Source organism: Faecalibacterium sp. BCRC 81149 (genome assembly GCF_022750605.1).
GTDB classification, from domain to species: Bacteria; Bacillota; Clostridia; order Oscillospirales; family Ruminococcaceae; genus Faecalibacterium; species Faecalibacterium duncaniae.
Map to the genome: position 1 here is coordinate 288,867 of NZ_QXJA01000001.1, position 13,968 is coordinate 302,834.

Here is a 13,968-nt window from a genome sequence, read left to right on the forward strand (position 1 = left end):
GCGTTTTAGCGGGTCAGGTCCGCACGCTGGCAGATGACACCATAGAGCCTTTCGGCGCAGGCATTCACCTCGTCGTTGACCAGCTTGAGGGTGAATTTGTCCTGCTGGGCCAGCTCATTGCGGGCGATCTCCAGGCGCTCCCGGATGCTCTCCTCGCTCTCGGTGCCGCGGCCGCGCAGGCGGCGCTCCAGCTCCTGGGTGGAGGGGGGCAGCAGGAAGATGGTGGTGGCACCGGGATACATGCGGCGGATATTGGCCGCGCCATGCACATCGATGACCATGACCACCAGCTTGCCCGCGTTCAGCCGCTTGTTGACCTCTTCCTTCAGGGTGCCGTAGTAGTTGCCGTTGAAGAAGTTGTGCTCCACGACCTCATCCTGATCAATGAGCTGCTGGAACTGCTCCTTGGTGCGGTAGTAGTAGTCTACCCCTTCCTGCTCCCCGGGGCGGGGGGAACGGGTGGTGGCAGAAACCGTTTTTTCGATCTCGGGGTGGGCCTTGCGCAAAGCGCTCACCACACTGTCCTTTCCGGTACCGGCGGCACCGGAAACGACAAACAGATATTTTTCATTTTCCATGGTCTTACTGCTCCTCTTCTGTCACTGCTTTGCCCTCGGCCTGACCGGCGGCACGGCTGGCCACTGTTTCGGGCTGAAGGGCTGAAAGGACAACGTGGTCGGAGTCCATGATGAGGACAGCGCGGGTGCTGCGGCCATAGGACGCATCAATGAGCATCCCCCGCTCCCGCGCTTCCTTGACCAGACGCTTGACCGGGGCAGAATCGGGGCTGACCACAGCCACCACCCGGCCCGCGCTGACCAGATTGCCAAAGCCGATGTTGATCAGTTTCATCTTTTCCTCCGAACCATCTGAATCTCAGGGTTTACTCCAGATTCTGGATCTGCTCGCGGATCTTCTCGATCTCCGCCTTCATATCCACCACGATGCGGGTGATATCCAGATCCTGACACTTGGAACCAATGGTATTGGTCTCACGGTTCAGCTCCTGGGTCAGGAAATCCAGCTTGCGGCCCACGGGCTCGTCCAGCTCCAGAATGGAGCGGTACTGGGCAATGTGGCTGCGCAGGCGGACGGTCTCCTCATCCACGGCGGTCTTGTCGCCAAAGATGGCGGCCTCGGTCAGGACACGGGCATCATCGATGTTCCGGTCCTCCAGAATGACCTTGAGCTTTTCGTACAGGCGGTTGGTGTAGTTCTCCACCCGGCCGGCGCTCAAGGTCTCCACCCGGCCCACGCATTCTTCCAGAAAACGCAGGCGGTTCTCCACGTCAGCCTTCATCTTGGCACCCTCAGCGGCGCGCATCTCCACAAAACGATCCAGTGCCTGGGCGGTGACAGCGGAAACATCCTCCCACAGCTGCTCCTCATCCACATCGGCGTGGCGGGTGGTCAGCACATCGGGAAAGCGGGCGATCATCCCGGCGGTCACATCGTTCTTGACCTCCAGCGTCTCAGACAGGTCCCGCAGGGCCTGCTGGTAGCTCTTGGCCAGCTCCTGATTCACAGCCACCACGGTATCGGCGGCATCCACGGTCTGCACCGTCAGGCTCAGTTCTACCTTGCCGCGGGTCACCCGCTCGTTCAGCTGCTTTTTCAGGCGGCTGTCCAGATAGCTGCAGGTGCGGGGCATCCGGGAAGAATACTCAAAGTACCGGGAATTGACGCTGCGCAGCTCCACCGTGATCTCACGGCCATTGCGCACAGCAGTTCCCCGGCCAAAACCGGTCATGCTCAAAATCATGCTTTTTTCCTCGTATTCCAAAGGGTTTTCTGCGGACATTCTTCGTATATGTATCCGCTTTGGGGCACACAGACCCATGTTACGATACATATACTATATATTTTACTCTGCCGCCCCTTTTTTTGCAAGCAATGCGGCGAAAAAAATCTATTTTGCCCCCTTGACAAGGGGCAGGAACAGCGCTATACTATGCATCGTGAACAGTGTTCATGTTGAGGAGGTGGTCATACGAATCCGATGGCAACGTCCAAGGAGGAGATCCTGAAAACGAGCCGGGTCCTCATCCAGCAGAATGGATGGGAAGCGGTCAACATCCGTGCTGTGGCAGCAGCCTGCGGGGTATCCGTGGGATGTATCTACAACTACTTTGGTTCCAAGACCGAACTGGTGAGCGCGGCGGTGGAAAGCATCTGGAGCGATATCTTCCGCCACCCGGACGACCCGGCGGTGTTTGAGGATACCCTGTCCTGCATCCGCTGGATGTACCGGCAGCTGGAGTATGGCTCTGCGCAGTACCCCGGCTTCTTCACCCACCACGCGCTCGGCTTTGTGCGGCAGGATACCGCCGATGGAAAGCAGCAGATGCGGCAGACCTGGCAGCACATTCTGGATGCGCTGACCATGGTGCTGACCAGGGACAAAAAGATCCGGCCAGACGCATTTACTGAGGAGTTCAGCCGCCAGAAATTTGCGGGCATCCTGTTCTCCCTCATGCTTTCTGCCGTGGTGCAGCAGGATTTTGACCCCACAGCGGTATTGGAGATCATCCGCAGGACCATTTATGAAGTGTAAAAAACATCCCACAGTCTTGTGGGAGTTTTTTACGGCCAAAAGTGAACAGCGTTCATATTGACTGCTGTGGAGTATCTCCCCCAGCAGGCCACCCACGGCAGTCTGCACATCACAACGATGCAGTCCGGCCGGCAATCGCTGACCGAATCGCGATAGAGCAGCAAACCAACCATAAAGGAGCAACATTCTTATGAGAGCAATCATTGAGACCGTTTTCGACATTTTTTATCTGGTCACCGTGCTGACCGTGGGCATCCGCATGATCCGCGGCAGCAAGGCTGGCACCCAGTTCCGCCTGTTCGGCCTGATGGCCGTGGTGCTGGGTGCAGGTGACTCCTTCCATCTGGTGCCCCGTGCCCTGGCACTGTGCACCACCGGCTTGGAGAACTACGCTGTGCCTCTGGGTCTGGGCAAGTGGATCACCTCCGTGACCATGACCGTGTTCTATGTACTGCTGTATTACGTCTGGCGCAAGCGCTACCAGATCGAGGGCCAGAAGGATCTGACCATTGCCGTGTACGCCCTTTCCGCTGTGCGCATCGTGCTATGCATGATGCCGCAGAACCAGTGGCTGACCAACCACACCCCGCTGACCTGGGGCATCCTGCGCAACATCCCCTTTGCACTGCTGGGCCTGCTGATCATCGTGCTGTTCTACCGCAGTGCCAAGGAACACAAGGATCAGGCTTTCCGCTGGATGTGGCTGACCATCGCGCTGAGCTTTGGTTTCTATATCCCGGTGGTGCTGTGGGCAGAAGTCAACCCCCTGATTGGTATGCTGATGATCCCCAAGACCTGCGCCTATGTCTGGACCGTGCTGATCGGCTACAACGCCATGAAGGCTGAGAATGGCAAGAACAACTGAGACCTGCGGGAACACAAAAAACAATAACAAAAAGAAGGGGCTGCTGCATCAAACGGTGCAGCAACCCCTTCTGGTATTATGATTTAGACAGGGTGAGACTGATTGGTGTAATCAGCGTGGTCAGCGTCCACGCCCTGCTTCTTGGCATTGCGCTTCTCAAAGAACTTGGGTGCGACCTGCGGGAACATTGCGTAGGTCAGAACATCCTCTTCCTGAGTTGCCCACTTGGCGGCCTCAGCCTTCAGCTTGTCCATCTCGGGAGCCAGGGTGTCGGCAAAGCGGCAGGTGATGGGCTGCTCGTCGCCCAGGATCTTCTTGGTGAACTCGGGGCTGATGGGAGCGGGAGTCTTGCCGTAATCGCCGTGGACCAAGCCCTTGAACTCCTTGGTGACCATCTTGTAGCGCTCGCCCAGGATGACGTTGAACACAGCCTGCGTGCCAACGATCTGGCTGGTGGGGGTGACCAGCGGAGGATAGCCTGCGTCCTCACGAACGCGGGGGATCTCGGCCAGCACTTCGTCCAGCTTATCTTCCTTGCCTGCATCCTTCAGCTGCTTGAGCATGTTGGAGAACATGCCGCCGGGCACCTGATACAGCAGGGTGTTGGCATCCACGCCCAGGCTCTTGGGGCTGATCTGGCCGTTGGCGATGTACTTCTCGCGCAGCTTTGCAAAGTAAGCGCGGACAACGTTCAGCTGCTTCAGATCCAGACCGGTGTCGTAATCGGTACCCTGCAGGGCAGCGACCAGACTCTCGGTGGGCATGTGGCTGGTGCCAAGGCTCAGGGGGCTCATGGCAGTATCGATGATATCAGCACCTGCCTCGATACCCTTGAGGATGGACATGGAAGCCAGACCTGCGGTGTAGTGGCTGTGGATATCCACGGGGATGCTGACGGTCTCCTTCAGCTTCTTGACCAGATCATAGCAGGTATAGGGGGTGAGCAGACCAGCCATGTCCTTGATGCAGATGGAGTTTGCACCCATCTCCTCCAGGGTCTTGGCGTAGGCTGCAAAGTACTCGTTGTTGTGCACGGGGCTCAGGGTATAGCTGATGCAGCCCTGAACATGTGCGCCTTCCTTGTTGGCAGACTTGATGGCAGTCTGCAGGTTGCGGGGATCGTTCAGTGCGTCGAAGATGCGGATGACATCGATGCCGTTTGCAACAGACTTCTGCACAAAGTACTCGACAGCATCATCGGCGTAGGGGCGGTAGCCCAGCATGTTCTGGCCGCGGAACAGCATCTGCAGCTTCTGGTGGGGCAGCTCCTTGCGCAGGATGCGCAGACGCTCCCAGGGGTCCTCATCGAGGAAGCGGATGCAGCTATCAAAGGTAGCGCCGCCCCAGCACTCGACAGAGAAGTAAGGGATCTTATCCATTTCGGGCAGGATGGGACGCATCTCATCCATCGTCATACGGGTGGCCAGCAGAGACTGGTGAGCATCGCGCAGGACGACTTCCGTAATCTTGATCGGCTTTTTGGCCATGGTTGTCACCTCTTCCTCAGTTCTCAGTTCATGGAAACCAGAACGTCACCGGAGTTGACGGTGTCGCCCTTGTTGACGTTGACGGAGGCCACAGTGCCATCCTGAGGAGCAACGATCTCGTTCTCCATCTTCATGGCCTCGAGGATAACCAGCACGTCACCGGCCTTGACGGAAGCACCGGCTGCGACCTTGACATCCAGGATGTTGCCGGGCATGGGAGCCTTGACGGCGACAGCACCGGCAGCACCGGCGGGAGCAGCAGCCTTGGGAGCGGCAGCAGGAGCAGCCGGAGCCTTGGGTGCGGCGGGAGCAGCGGGAGCTGCAACGGGAGCAGCGCCTGCGGCGGTCTCCTCAACGGAAACGCTGTAAGCAACGCCATTGACGGTAATATTGTAGTACTTCATGGAAGGATCCTCCTGAACAAAATCAATGTATGGATTCGATGTACGGTTTACGTTCCGAAACCGCTTACAGAGCCATGTTGCCGTGCTTCTTGGGCAGGCGGGCGGCACGCTTGGTGCTCAGCAGCTCAAAGGCGGCAACCACGCTTGCACGGGCGTTGGCAGCGTCGCAGGTCATATCAGCGGCACCGGCGGCAACGGCGTTGGCAGCACTGCACACCTCAGCGGTGTACTGGGCAGCCTTGGCGTTGGTGGCAGCAATGATGTTGTCGGAAGCGTCGATCTCGGCCTTGTACAGGACGGAGACGGCAGCGTTGGGCTCCAGAGCGCTGACGGTGCAGCCGTTGACGGCGATCTTCAGGTCTGCGTTGGCCAGAGCGGTGTAGACAGGGCCCACAGCCTTGCCGGACAGCAGAGCCACCTTGGCGGTGGTAGCATCGGCATAGGTAGCAGCCAGACGGGCAGCCTCACGGATGCCGCCTGCGATGTCATCGGTGGCGCTGGGTACAAAGCCGTTGGTGTTGACGATGGTCAGCACGGGCACGCTGAAAGCATCGCACAGGCGGACAAAGCGGGAAGCCTTGGCCACGCAGTTATGGCACAGGGTCTCGCCGGTGGCCACAATACCCACAGCGTTGCCGCCGATGGTTGCGAATGCGGTGTAGACGTGCTTGCCAAAGCCTGCGTACAGCTCCACAGCGCTGTCCTTGTCGATCAGGGCAGCGGCAGCCTTCTCGGGAGCAGCACCGGCACTCAGAACGCTGGTGGGCTGCTCGAACTCGAAGATGGCGGGGCCGGTCAGGTTGTTGGCGGGCAGCAGACCCACGATGTGGGCAGCCTTCTCGGCAGCTTCCTCAGCGTTGGCAGCCACGATGGCAGCCACACCAGCCTTGGCAGCAGCCTCGGCAGTGCCTGCGCCGGGGACCTTGTCGCCCTTGGCGGCGGAGGTGAACGGAGCGGTGAAGAACAGCTCTGCATCCTCAGCCATGACGCACACGTCAGCATTGGCAGCGCTCAGTGCGCTGGTGCCGCCGCACACGCCGGTGACGACTGCGATCTGGGGGATGACACCGGAAACCTTGGCGATGGTGGCGTTCAGCTTGGCGCTGGCGGTCAGAACGTCCAGACCCTCAGCCAGCTTAGCGCCGACAGAGTTGTAGAACGTGACCACCGGGCAGCCGGTCTGAGCAGCCATCTCCAGGACCTTGATGTTCTTCTCAACGTCCTTGACAGAGACAGCCTCGCCGTTCTGGTAAACAGCATAAGCCTGCTGACCAGCCGCATAGCCGCAGGCAGCACTCACTGCGCCGTCCGCAAACAGTGCGGTATACTCCCCGTCATCGAAAAACTTGGCGAGGATTTCTCCTTTGTTACTCTTTGAAGCCATGGTAAGACCTCCTGCTTTTCTATTTTGAGCTTTTTATTTTGAGCTTTCAAAATTAGTATCATTATACCTTATTTTGAGAGCGTTCACAAGGGCTGAAAGGCCCATTTTGCGGAAAAATTTCACAATCTTTTCCAGGATCAGACGGTTTTTGCGCCGTGAAAGCCGAAAAAACGATCACTTTCTCCGTTTTGCGGGGGCATTGCCGCTGCCCACAGGGCCCTTGGGACGGCGGGCGGCAGCCTTGGACTGCAGCGATGCGCTGCGGGTCTGGGCACGGCCCTTGGCGGCGGCGGCACGCAGGCCGTTGACCTCTGCCTTGGTCAGTTCACGGTAGGTGCCGGGCTTGAGCATTCCCAGCTTGACCACGCCCTCGGCGTTGCGCTTCAGGCGGACGACCTCCAGACCAACGGCCTCGCACATGCGGCGGATCTCGCGGTTCTTGCCCTCTTTCAGGGTCATCTCCATCACGGTGCGGCCGGGCTCGTCGGTGACGACGTTGATGGCGCAGGGCATGGTCTTGGTGCCATCGTCCAGCACAACGCCGGAGCTCATCTTCAGGATCTGGCTCTCATCGGCCCGGGGCTGCACGGTGACGCGGTACAGTTTGGAGATGCCGCCCGACGGATGGGTGACAGCCTGCGCGAAGGCACCGTCGTTGGTCATCAGCAGCAGGCCCTCACTGTCCTTGTCCAGGCGGCCCACCGGGTACAGGCGGGCGGGGATATCACTGACCAGCTCCATAACGGTCTTGCGGCCCAGCTCATCGCTGGCGGTGGTCACATAGCCGCGGGGCTTGTACAGGGCCAGATAGTAGAGCTGCTGGTTCTTCTGGATGTAGATGCGCTCGTCATCCACATGCAGCACATCCCGGTTGGGGTCCATCTTGTCGCCCACTTTGACGGGGTGGCCGTTGACCTTGACACGGCCCTCGGCAATGATCTGCTCGGCCGCGCGGCGGGAGCACAGGCCCTGCTCGGCCATGATCTTCTGAATACGTTCTTCTGCCATAATAAAACTCCTTGTGCGCCTCCCGGCGCTCAAAAGCGCACGCCGGAGCATGCGCTGAAAAAACTGCAAGTTGGAATCTTGCAGTTACGGCGATGTGTTGAGGGTCGGCGGGCAGTTTCCTGAGCAAGTGTCCGCTGGGGTGGGACCCTGCTGCCGCAGGCAGTAGGGCGGGCGATGGAATGGCCTGCAACGACAGCGACCGCCGCCAGTGGCGGATGCAGGGAGCTGTTGTTGGGGCCGCGGCCAGCGATTTGTGAGTGCAGGCGCACGAAACAAATGCTGGGAGCCGCAACCCGTATTCACTTGCGAGGGAAAGCTGCCCGCTGGCCGTCACTGCTCGCTTTTAGGAGCAGCAGGCTCGTCCTTTTTAATGAGTGCGCTGACCTTTTCCACCAGTTCGGGGATCATGGTCAGGGCGCGGTCCACGGTGTTGTTGCCGTCAGAGAGCTGGATGGTGCGGACACAGCCATCCTTGACCACCAGGAATGCCACGGGCTGGATATTGACACCCGCGCCGGAGCCGCCGCCGAACAGATCCTTGTTGGCGGCGTTCTTGCCGTCGAAATCGGTGCCGGCAGAGGCAAAGCCGAAACTCACCTTGGACACCGGCAGGATGGTGGTGCCGTCATCGGTGGTGATGGGCTTGCCGACGATGGTGTTGGAATCCACCATCTGACGGATCTTGTCCATCGTAACGTTCATCAGGTTCTGAATGGGATGCTCAGCCATAAATTCGGCCTCCTTACTTCTATATCAGGGAGCGGAACGCCGCTCCCACGGAACCACTTCCCTGCCCTGTACGGGCCGGGACGCGGACGCACCATACAAAAATATTATACCCGAGCTAGAGAAAAACGTCCAGTACCTTTTCGCGCCAGAACGCATACAGAACGCGCAGAAGCGTGAAAACGATGGCGTAGGCCCGGGCCGTGACCCGGAAGGAGACGTGATCCTTTATGGTGGGCTCAACATTGCCGAAATCCGGCAGGAGCCGGAACTGCTCGAAGTCCAGATAGAGGAACCGGTCCAGGAAACCCAGCGTCGGGTAGAGCCAGGCGTTCAGCCTGCCATAGCTGCGGGCAGCCTCGGCAGGGTCTTCGCCCCGGACACCGAGGACAACGTCGATCCGGGTGAAGCGCAGAGAGCCGATGATGGCCCGGGTAAGCTTTCCCGCCCCTTTTAAGATGGTGCAGACGATCTGCAGGGTCAGCTTCGCCTTCTGGCGGGGCGGGGCTTCCTTTTGGGGCTTCTGCCCGCCGGACGCTTTCTTCTTTTTATCTTTTTTCTTTTTCTCCGGCTTTTCCGGCGCGGGATACCGGAACACCGGGAAGGTGATGCCCAGTGCACCGGCCTTTACCTGAAAGATGCCCTCCGCCCACTGTACATCGGCGCAGAAGGGGCAGAACATGAGCAGCAGACCCAACACCAGCACCACCAGCAGCAGGATGCCCACCCCTTTTAAGAGGAACAGCAGCACCGTACCGATACCAGCGAGAACACTCCACAGGACGCTCATTGGGCCGCCTCACTTTCCGTGCCCCGCACCGGAGGCAGATCTTCCAGACTGGACAGGCCGAAGCACCGCAGGAACACGTCCGTGGTGCGGAAAGCCACCGGCCTGCCGGGCAGGTCGAGACGGCCCGCCTCTTCAATGAGCCCCTTTTCCAGCAGGCCCGACACACTGGAGGAGGAATCCACGCCGCGCACCTGCTCGATGAAGGCGCGGGAGACGGGCTGGTTGTAGGCGATGACGGTCAGTGTCTCCATGGCCGCCGGGCCCAGCGGGATGGAGCGGCGGGTGTCCAGCACACGGCGGACGCACTCCGCAAATTCCGTTTTGGTGGCCAGCTGCCAATGGGTGTTCAGGTGGAGCAGGCACAGGCCGCTGTCCTCTTTCTGGCAGCGCTCGTGCAGCGCTTCCAGCGCAGATTCCACGCTGGCGGTGGGCAACTGCAGCGCCTGGGCCAGCTTGTCGGCCCCGATGGGCTCCGCGTAGGCAAAGAGCATTGCTTCCACGGCGGCACGAATTTGTTTCTGATTCATTGCTCCTCCTTTGTGCGGTCGATGCGGCCCCGGCGCATCTTCAGCTCGCCCTCCGGGCCAAGCGTCACACGGCCGCCGCGCACCAGCTCCAGCAGCGCCAGAAAGGTGGCCACGTTGGCCCCCCGGGTCTGGCGGCGGGAAAACAGCTGGTCCATCTTTTTTGCACCGCCTGCAATGAGCTGGCGCAGGATGTAGACCACCCGGCTGCTCACCGAGACCTGCGGAGCCGACACCAGCGGCTCGAACTGTTGCTGGGTGGGCATTTTGCGGACGGTGGTGCGCCCCATCAGGGCCTGCCAGCAGTCTGCCAGCACCTGCGGCGCATGGAAGAGATCATAGGTGTTGTCCCATTCCAGCCGGGCCGGGGTGCGCACGAACACGGTATATTCCTCTCCCCGCTCCCGCAGACGGGCGGCCATCCGGCGGCACTGATCATATTCAATGAGCTGGCCGGTGAGCTCCTGCTTCATCCGCTCGCCCTCTTCACTGCGGGGCAGCAGCAGATAGCTCTTCATCTCCACCAGGTGGGCGGCCATCTCGATAAAGGCGCTGGAAATTTCAGGGTCGGTGCTCTCGGCCGATTCCACCGCGTGGGTGTACTGGTCGATGAGCTCCAGAATGGGGATGTTGTGCAGGTCCATCTTGTGCTTCTGCACCAGCGTGAGCAGCAGCTCCAGCGGGCCCTCAAAATCCTCCAGACGGAAGGTCAGTTCTTCTGCCACTCAGATCACCGTCCCGATGGCTGCATAATACGCAGAATAGGCGATCTGGTCGATGTAGCCGGTGCCGAGATCCAGCAGATCCCAGACCACATCATTGAAGGTGCCCAGCACGCCATCCAGCACACCGGCCCAGACAGCCGCCAGCAGGATGACGAAGATGACGCGCTCGTACCGCATGATCTGGAAGTAGATGCGCTGGGGCAGCACCACCAGCAGGATGCGGCTGCCGTCCAACGGCGGGATGGGAATGAGGTTGAACACCGCAAGGCCCACATCCATCATCACTAAGTATTGGAGGAAACGGGCTGCGAAAATCGTGATCATGGTGGTAGGGGCCCAATAATACAGGATCTTCCACGCCACCATGCCGAGGTAGGCCAGCAGCAGATTGGCCGCCGGGCCTGCCAGCGCGGTGAGGGCCATGCCCCACTTGGGGTTTTTGAAATTGCGGGGGTCGGTGGAAACAGGCTTTGCCCAGCCCACCCCGGCAAAGATCATGCAGAGGGTGCCCACGAGGTCAAAGTGGCGGAACGGGTTCAGGCTGATGCGGCCCTCCCGCTTTGCGGTGGGGTCGCCCAGCAGCCAGGCGGCCAGCGCGTGGCCCGCCTCATGGAACGGGATGGCGATCAGGGTCACCAGTGCCCGGATGAGATAATACATTCCTTGTGCGGTCATTCGTTTCTCCCTCAGTTGGATTTTATCCTATTGTACTATTTTTTCGCTTTTGGGGCAAGGGTTTGGCCCTGCAAGAAAAAAGTTGCGGAAAAATCAAATTTACTCTTGCTTTTTCTCCGCATCTCTGGTAAAATAGTCAAGCTGATTATTTTGAATTCCATACTTCACTGTAGGAGGTGCAAGTACCATGGCTAAGTGTGAATGCTGCGGCAAGGGTGTTACCTTTGGTATCAAGGTTTCCCACTCTCATCGCCGTTCCAACCGTACCTGGAAGCCGAATGTCCGTCGTGTCAAGGCGGTCGTGGAAGGCTCTCCCAAGTATATCTACGCATGCTCTCGCTGCCTGCGCGCTGGCAAGGTTACCCGCGCTGTCTAAGTAGCTGCATCTGCCGGTCACTTTGTCGAGTGGCCGGCTTTTTTGTTATCTTCTGGAGGGATCGACGATGGCTCTGCCAAATGACCCGATCATGCTGCTGAGCATGATCAACCTGAAGCTGCGGGACTTCTACCCCACTCTGGACGCGCTGTGCGAGGATCTGGATGAGGACAAGGCCGCGCTGTGTGCCAGGCTTTCCGCTGTGGGGTACGCCTATGACCCCCAGCGCAATCAATTTGTGTGACAACAGGAGGATGCTGCCATGATCCAAGGGACGTATTATAAGGAATGGAGCCGGATGCTGGGCCGCGACATGGAGTTCAAGGTCTACGGCCATGCCGGTACGCCGGTGCTGGCTCTGCCCGCGCGGGGCGGCCGCTTTTACGACTGGGAAAACAACGGGATGCCCGATGCCATTGCCCCGCTGCTGAATGAGGGCAAGGTGCAGCTGTTCTGCGCCGACAGCATCGATGCCGAGAGCCTGCTGGCCGGGGACACGGCTCCCCGCCGCCGGGCCGAGATGCAGGAAAAGTATTTCAATTACCTGACAAGCGAGCTGGCTCCCCGCATCCTGACCCTGAACGGTGCCAAAAAGGACACGCTGCTCTGGGCGGTGGGCGTGGACACCGGCGCGTATCAGGCAGTGAACTGCCGTCTGCGCCGCCCCGAGGTGTTCGCGGGTGCCATCGGCCTTTCCGGCCTGTACGATGTGCGCCGTTTCCTGGGCAATGCAGCAGATGACCTGGTCCTGCGCAATGCCCCCCTGGCCTATCTGGCAGAGGACGGCCTTGTGGACAAAAAGCTGCTGGCAAAGGCTGAGGAGAATGCCCTTCTCCTCTGTGCCGGTCAGGGCAGCTACGAGGGTGACGCGCTGGTGGACACCCAGGCCATGGCCGATGCACTGACCGACTGCAGCCTGCCCGTGCATCTGGAGGTGTGGGGCAGCGATGTCTCCCACGACTGGTACTGGTGGGGCAAGGAGCTGAATCTCTTTGCCGCCCGTGTGTTCGGCTGATGGAGGTGCAGGATGCCTGAATTCATTCTTGGTGCGCGCGGCCACGATTTTGGCCGCCATGACCCCGAGACCCTCTTTTCCTCCATCGGGCAGGCAGGCTTTGCCTGCACCCAGCTGGCCTTTACCAAGGCGGTGGAGGGCGTAAAGAGTTATGCCGATGTGACCCCTGCGCTGGTGGAGCGGGCAAGGACGGCTGCGGCAGCTTCCGGCGTGGGCATTGCCGTGGACGGCACCTATGTGGAGCTGAGCTATGCCGACGAGAACAAGCGCCGTGCCGAGGTGGCAAAGGTACTGAGCCAGATCCCCGTTGCCAGGGCGCTGGGTGCAGGCTGCATGGGAAGCGAGACCACCAACATGGCCAAACAGCCCGGTGTGACCCGGAAGGAGGCGCAGGAAGCGCTCCTGCGCAGTCTGGGCGAGATCCTGCCCGCCTGCGAGGAGCAGGGAGTGCTCTTTGCCGTGGAGTGCGTCTACTACCATGCCATGAATACCCCCGAGGCGGTACGGATGGTGCTGGACACCATGGCAAGCCCCAACCTGCGCGTCATCTGCGATTTTGCCAACTATGTGGGCCCGGAGGCCGCGTCTGTGGATGCACAGCGCCGCATCTGGGATAAGGTGGGCAGCTGGTACGGCGACAAGATCACGGCGGTCCACTTCAAGGGTCAGAACTTCCAGCCGGATGGAACGCTCTATTCCACCAGTCTGGAGGATTCCTGCGTGGACTACGCCGGCGGCTTTGAGATGCTGCGGCAGATGCCGCAGGCTTCCCTGCCCGTGCTGCGGGAGGAAGCTGTGCCCGCCCGCGCCGCAAGCGACCTTGCCTTTATGCGCAGATTCGCCTGCTGATTGTTCCAAATGCTTCAAAGGCTCTGTTCCCCGTTTGGGGCGCAGAGCCTTTTGTTTTATCTTCTGTATTCATAAAAAATTCACAACAATACCCCCCAGCCCTACTTGCAGAAACAGGACCGCCGTGCTATAATGCAGCTATGGAATAGGATACCCCCAAGGGGTAACGGAAGGAGAATAGACATGAGTGATGTGAACAAGACCCCGGAGGGCAGCTGCCCCCACTGCTCCCCCGCCCCGGCAGAAACACCCTGCTGTGCCCCGGCCGAGGGAAGCACCGGCTGCGGCTGCCGCCACAAACAGCGCACCGAGGAGGAGTACAAGCACCTCATCACCCGGCTGAACCGCATCGAGGGCCAGATCCGGGGCATCCGGAGCATGGTGGAAAAGGACGTGTACTGCACGGATATCCTGGTGCAGGCCGCTGCCGCCAGAAGCGCCCTGAACGGTTTTACCCGGGAGCTGATCGACCAGCACCTGAGCACCTGCGTGGCTGAGGACCTGAAAAACGGCGGTGAGGAGAAGCTGCAGGAGTTTTTGTGGATCCTGAACAAGCTCGTTTGATCCCATTCACGCAGCGTTTTTT

The 13,968-nt window shown here is 59.8% G+C and carries 19 protein-coding genes; 7 read left to right on the top strand and 12 right to left on the bottom strand.

Going from position 1 to position 13,968, the window contains the following annotated elements:
- Positions 1-5: 5 nt before the first annotated feature.
- From gmk to D3F01_RS01425, 3 genes are read right to left on the bottom strand one after another with little or no spacing between them, the layout of a single operon-like run.
- Positions 6-578, bottom strand: a complete 573-nt coding sequence (gene gmk, locus D3F01_RS01415; protein ID WP_242885656.1) for a guanylate kinase — start codon at positions 576-578, stop codon at positions 6-8.
- Between the two features lie 4 nt (positions 579-582).
- Positions 583-852 (bottom strand): DUF370 domain-containing protein, encoded by a 270-nt coding sequence (locus tag D3F01_RS01420; RefSeq protein ID WP_097770781.1) that lies wholly within the window; start codon positions 850-852, stop codon positions 583-585.
- 31 nt (positions 853-883) lie between these two features.
- Positions 884-1,762: a YicC/YloC family endoribonuclease gene (locus D3F01_RS01425; RefSeq protein ID WP_098925172.1), complete on the bottom strand. Its 879-nt coding sequence runs from the start codon at positions 1,760-1,762 to the stop codon at positions 884-886.
- A gap of 237 nt (positions 1,763-1,999) precedes the next feature.
- Between D3F01_RS01425 and D3F01_RS01430 the strand changes: the two genes are divergently transcribed.
- Together D3F01_RS01430 and D3F01_RS01435 are read left to right on the top strand one after the other, a co-directional pair.
- Positions 2,000-2,554, top strand: coding sequence for a TetR/AcrR family transcriptional regulator (locus D3F01_RS01430; protein WP_242885657.1), 555 nt, complete (start codon positions 2,000-2,002; stop codon positions 2,552-2,554).
- Positions 2,555-2,744: 190 nt separating this feature from the next.
- The gene (locus tag D3F01_RS01435; protein WP_242885659.1) at positions 2,745-3,419 is read left to right on the top strand and encodes a hypothetical protein; all 675 of its coding nucleotides are present in this window, start codon (positions 2,745-2,747) and stop codon (positions 3,417-3,419) included.
- Positions 3,420-3,502: 83 nt separating this feature from the next.
- Here D3F01_RS01435 and D3F01_RS01440 read toward each other — a convergent pair whose 3' ends face one another.
- From D3F01_RS01440 to D3F01_RS01480, 9 genes are all read right to left on the bottom strand, one after another.
- Positions 3,503-4,906 (bottom strand): oxaloacetate decarboxylase subunit alpha, encoded by a 1,404-nt coding sequence (locus D3F01_RS01440; RefSeq protein ID WP_097770778.1) that lies wholly within the window; start codon positions 4,904-4,906, stop codon positions 3,503-3,505.
- A gap of 23 nt (positions 4,907-4,929) precedes the next feature.
- Positions 4,930-5,310 (bottom strand): biotin/lipoyl-containing protein, encoded by a 381-nt coding sequence (locus D3F01_RS01445; protein WP_117476824.1) that lies wholly within the window; start codon positions 5,308-5,310, stop codon positions 4,930-4,932.
- Positions 5,311-5,374: 64 nt separating this feature from the next.
- Positions 5,375-6,694 (bottom strand): carboxyl transferase domain-containing protein, encoded by a 1,320-nt coding sequence (locus D3F01_RS01450; RefSeq protein WP_097770776.1) that lies wholly within the window; start codon positions 6,692-6,694, stop codon positions 5,375-5,377.
- A gap of 174 nt (positions 6,695-6,868) precedes the next feature.
- Positions 6,869-7,702 carry a pseudouridine synthase gene (locus D3F01_RS01455; RefSeq protein WP_097770775.1) on the bottom strand — a complete coding sequence of 278 codons (834 nt, stop codon included), beginning with the start codon at positions 7,700-7,702 and terminating at the stop codon, positions 6,869-6,871.
- Positions 7,703-8,032: 330 nt separating this feature from the next.
- The gene (gene ytfJ, locus D3F01_RS01460; RefSeq protein WP_005932665.1) at positions 8,033-8,431 is read right to left on the bottom strand and encodes a GerW family sporulation protein; all 399 of its coding nucleotides are present in this window, start codon (positions 8,429-8,431) and stop codon (positions 8,033-8,035) included.
- Between the two features lie 115 nt (positions 8,432-8,546).
- The gene (locus tag D3F01_RS01465; protein ID WP_242885660.1) at positions 8,547-9,218 is read right to left on the bottom strand and encodes a DUF2953 domain-containing protein; all 672 of its coding nucleotides are present in this window, start codon (positions 9,216-9,218) and stop codon (positions 8,547-8,549) included.
- The gene (scpB, locus tag D3F01_RS01470) at positions 9,215-9,745 is read right to left on the bottom strand and encodes an SMC-Scp complex subunit ScpB (RefSeq protein ID WP_005932660.1); all 531 of its coding nucleotides are present in this window, start codon (positions 9,743-9,745) and stop codon (positions 9,215-9,217) included. The genes D3F01_RS01465 and scpB overlap by 4 nt, the downstream gene beginning before the upstream one ends.
- Positions 9,742-10,467 (bottom strand): ScpA family protein, encoded by a 726-nt coding sequence (locus tag D3F01_RS01475; RefSeq protein WP_242885661.1) that lies wholly within the window; start codon positions 10,465-10,467, stop codon positions 9,742-9,744. Before D3F01_RS01475 ends, scpB begins: the two co-directional genes overlap by 4 nt.
- On the bottom strand, positions 10,468-11,142 hold the full coding sequence (locus D3F01_RS01480) for a site-2 protease family protein (RefSeq protein WP_097770771.1): 675 nt from the start codon (positions 11,140-11,142) through the stop codon (positions 10,468-10,470).
- A 187-nt stretch (positions 11,143-11,329) separates the two neighbouring features.
- Between D3F01_RS01480 and rpmB the strand changes: the two genes are divergently transcribed.
- The 5 genes from rpmB to D3F01_RS01505 all read left to right on the top strand — a co-directional run bounded on the left by rpmB (position 11,330) and on the right by D3F01_RS01505 (position 13,946).
- Positions 11,330-11,518, top strand: coding sequence for a 50S ribosomal protein L28 (gene rpmB / locus D3F01_RS01485; protein WP_005932647.1), 189 nt, complete (start codon positions 11,330-11,332; stop codon positions 11,516-11,518).
- A gap of 67 nt (positions 11,519-11,585) precedes the next feature.
- A complete protein-coding gene (locus D3F01_RS01490) occupies positions 11,586-11,762 on the top strand; it encodes a DUF4250 domain-containing protein (protein WP_005932644.1) in 177 nt (58 codons plus the stop codon).
- 18 nt (positions 11,763-11,780) lie between these two features.
- Positions 11,781-12,533: an alpha/beta hydrolase-fold protein gene (locus D3F01_RS01495; RefSeq protein WP_242885662.1), complete on the top strand. Its 753-nt coding sequence runs from the start codon at positions 11,781-11,783 to the stop codon at positions 12,531-12,533.
- Between the two features lie 12 nt (positions 12,534-12,545).
- Positions 12,546-13,382 (top strand): TIM barrel protein, encoded by an 837-nt coding sequence (locus D3F01_RS01500; protein ID WP_242885663.1) that lies wholly within the window; start codon positions 12,546-12,548, stop codon positions 13,380-13,382.
- Between the two features lie 183 nt (positions 13,383-13,565).
- Positions 13,566-13,946 carry a metal-sensing transcriptional repressor gene (locus D3F01_RS01505; protein WP_242885664.1) on the top strand — a complete coding sequence of 127 codons (381 nt, stop codon included), beginning with the start codon at positions 13,566-13,568 and terminating at the stop codon, positions 13,944-13,946.
- Positions 13,947-13,968: the final 22 nt, after the last annotated feature.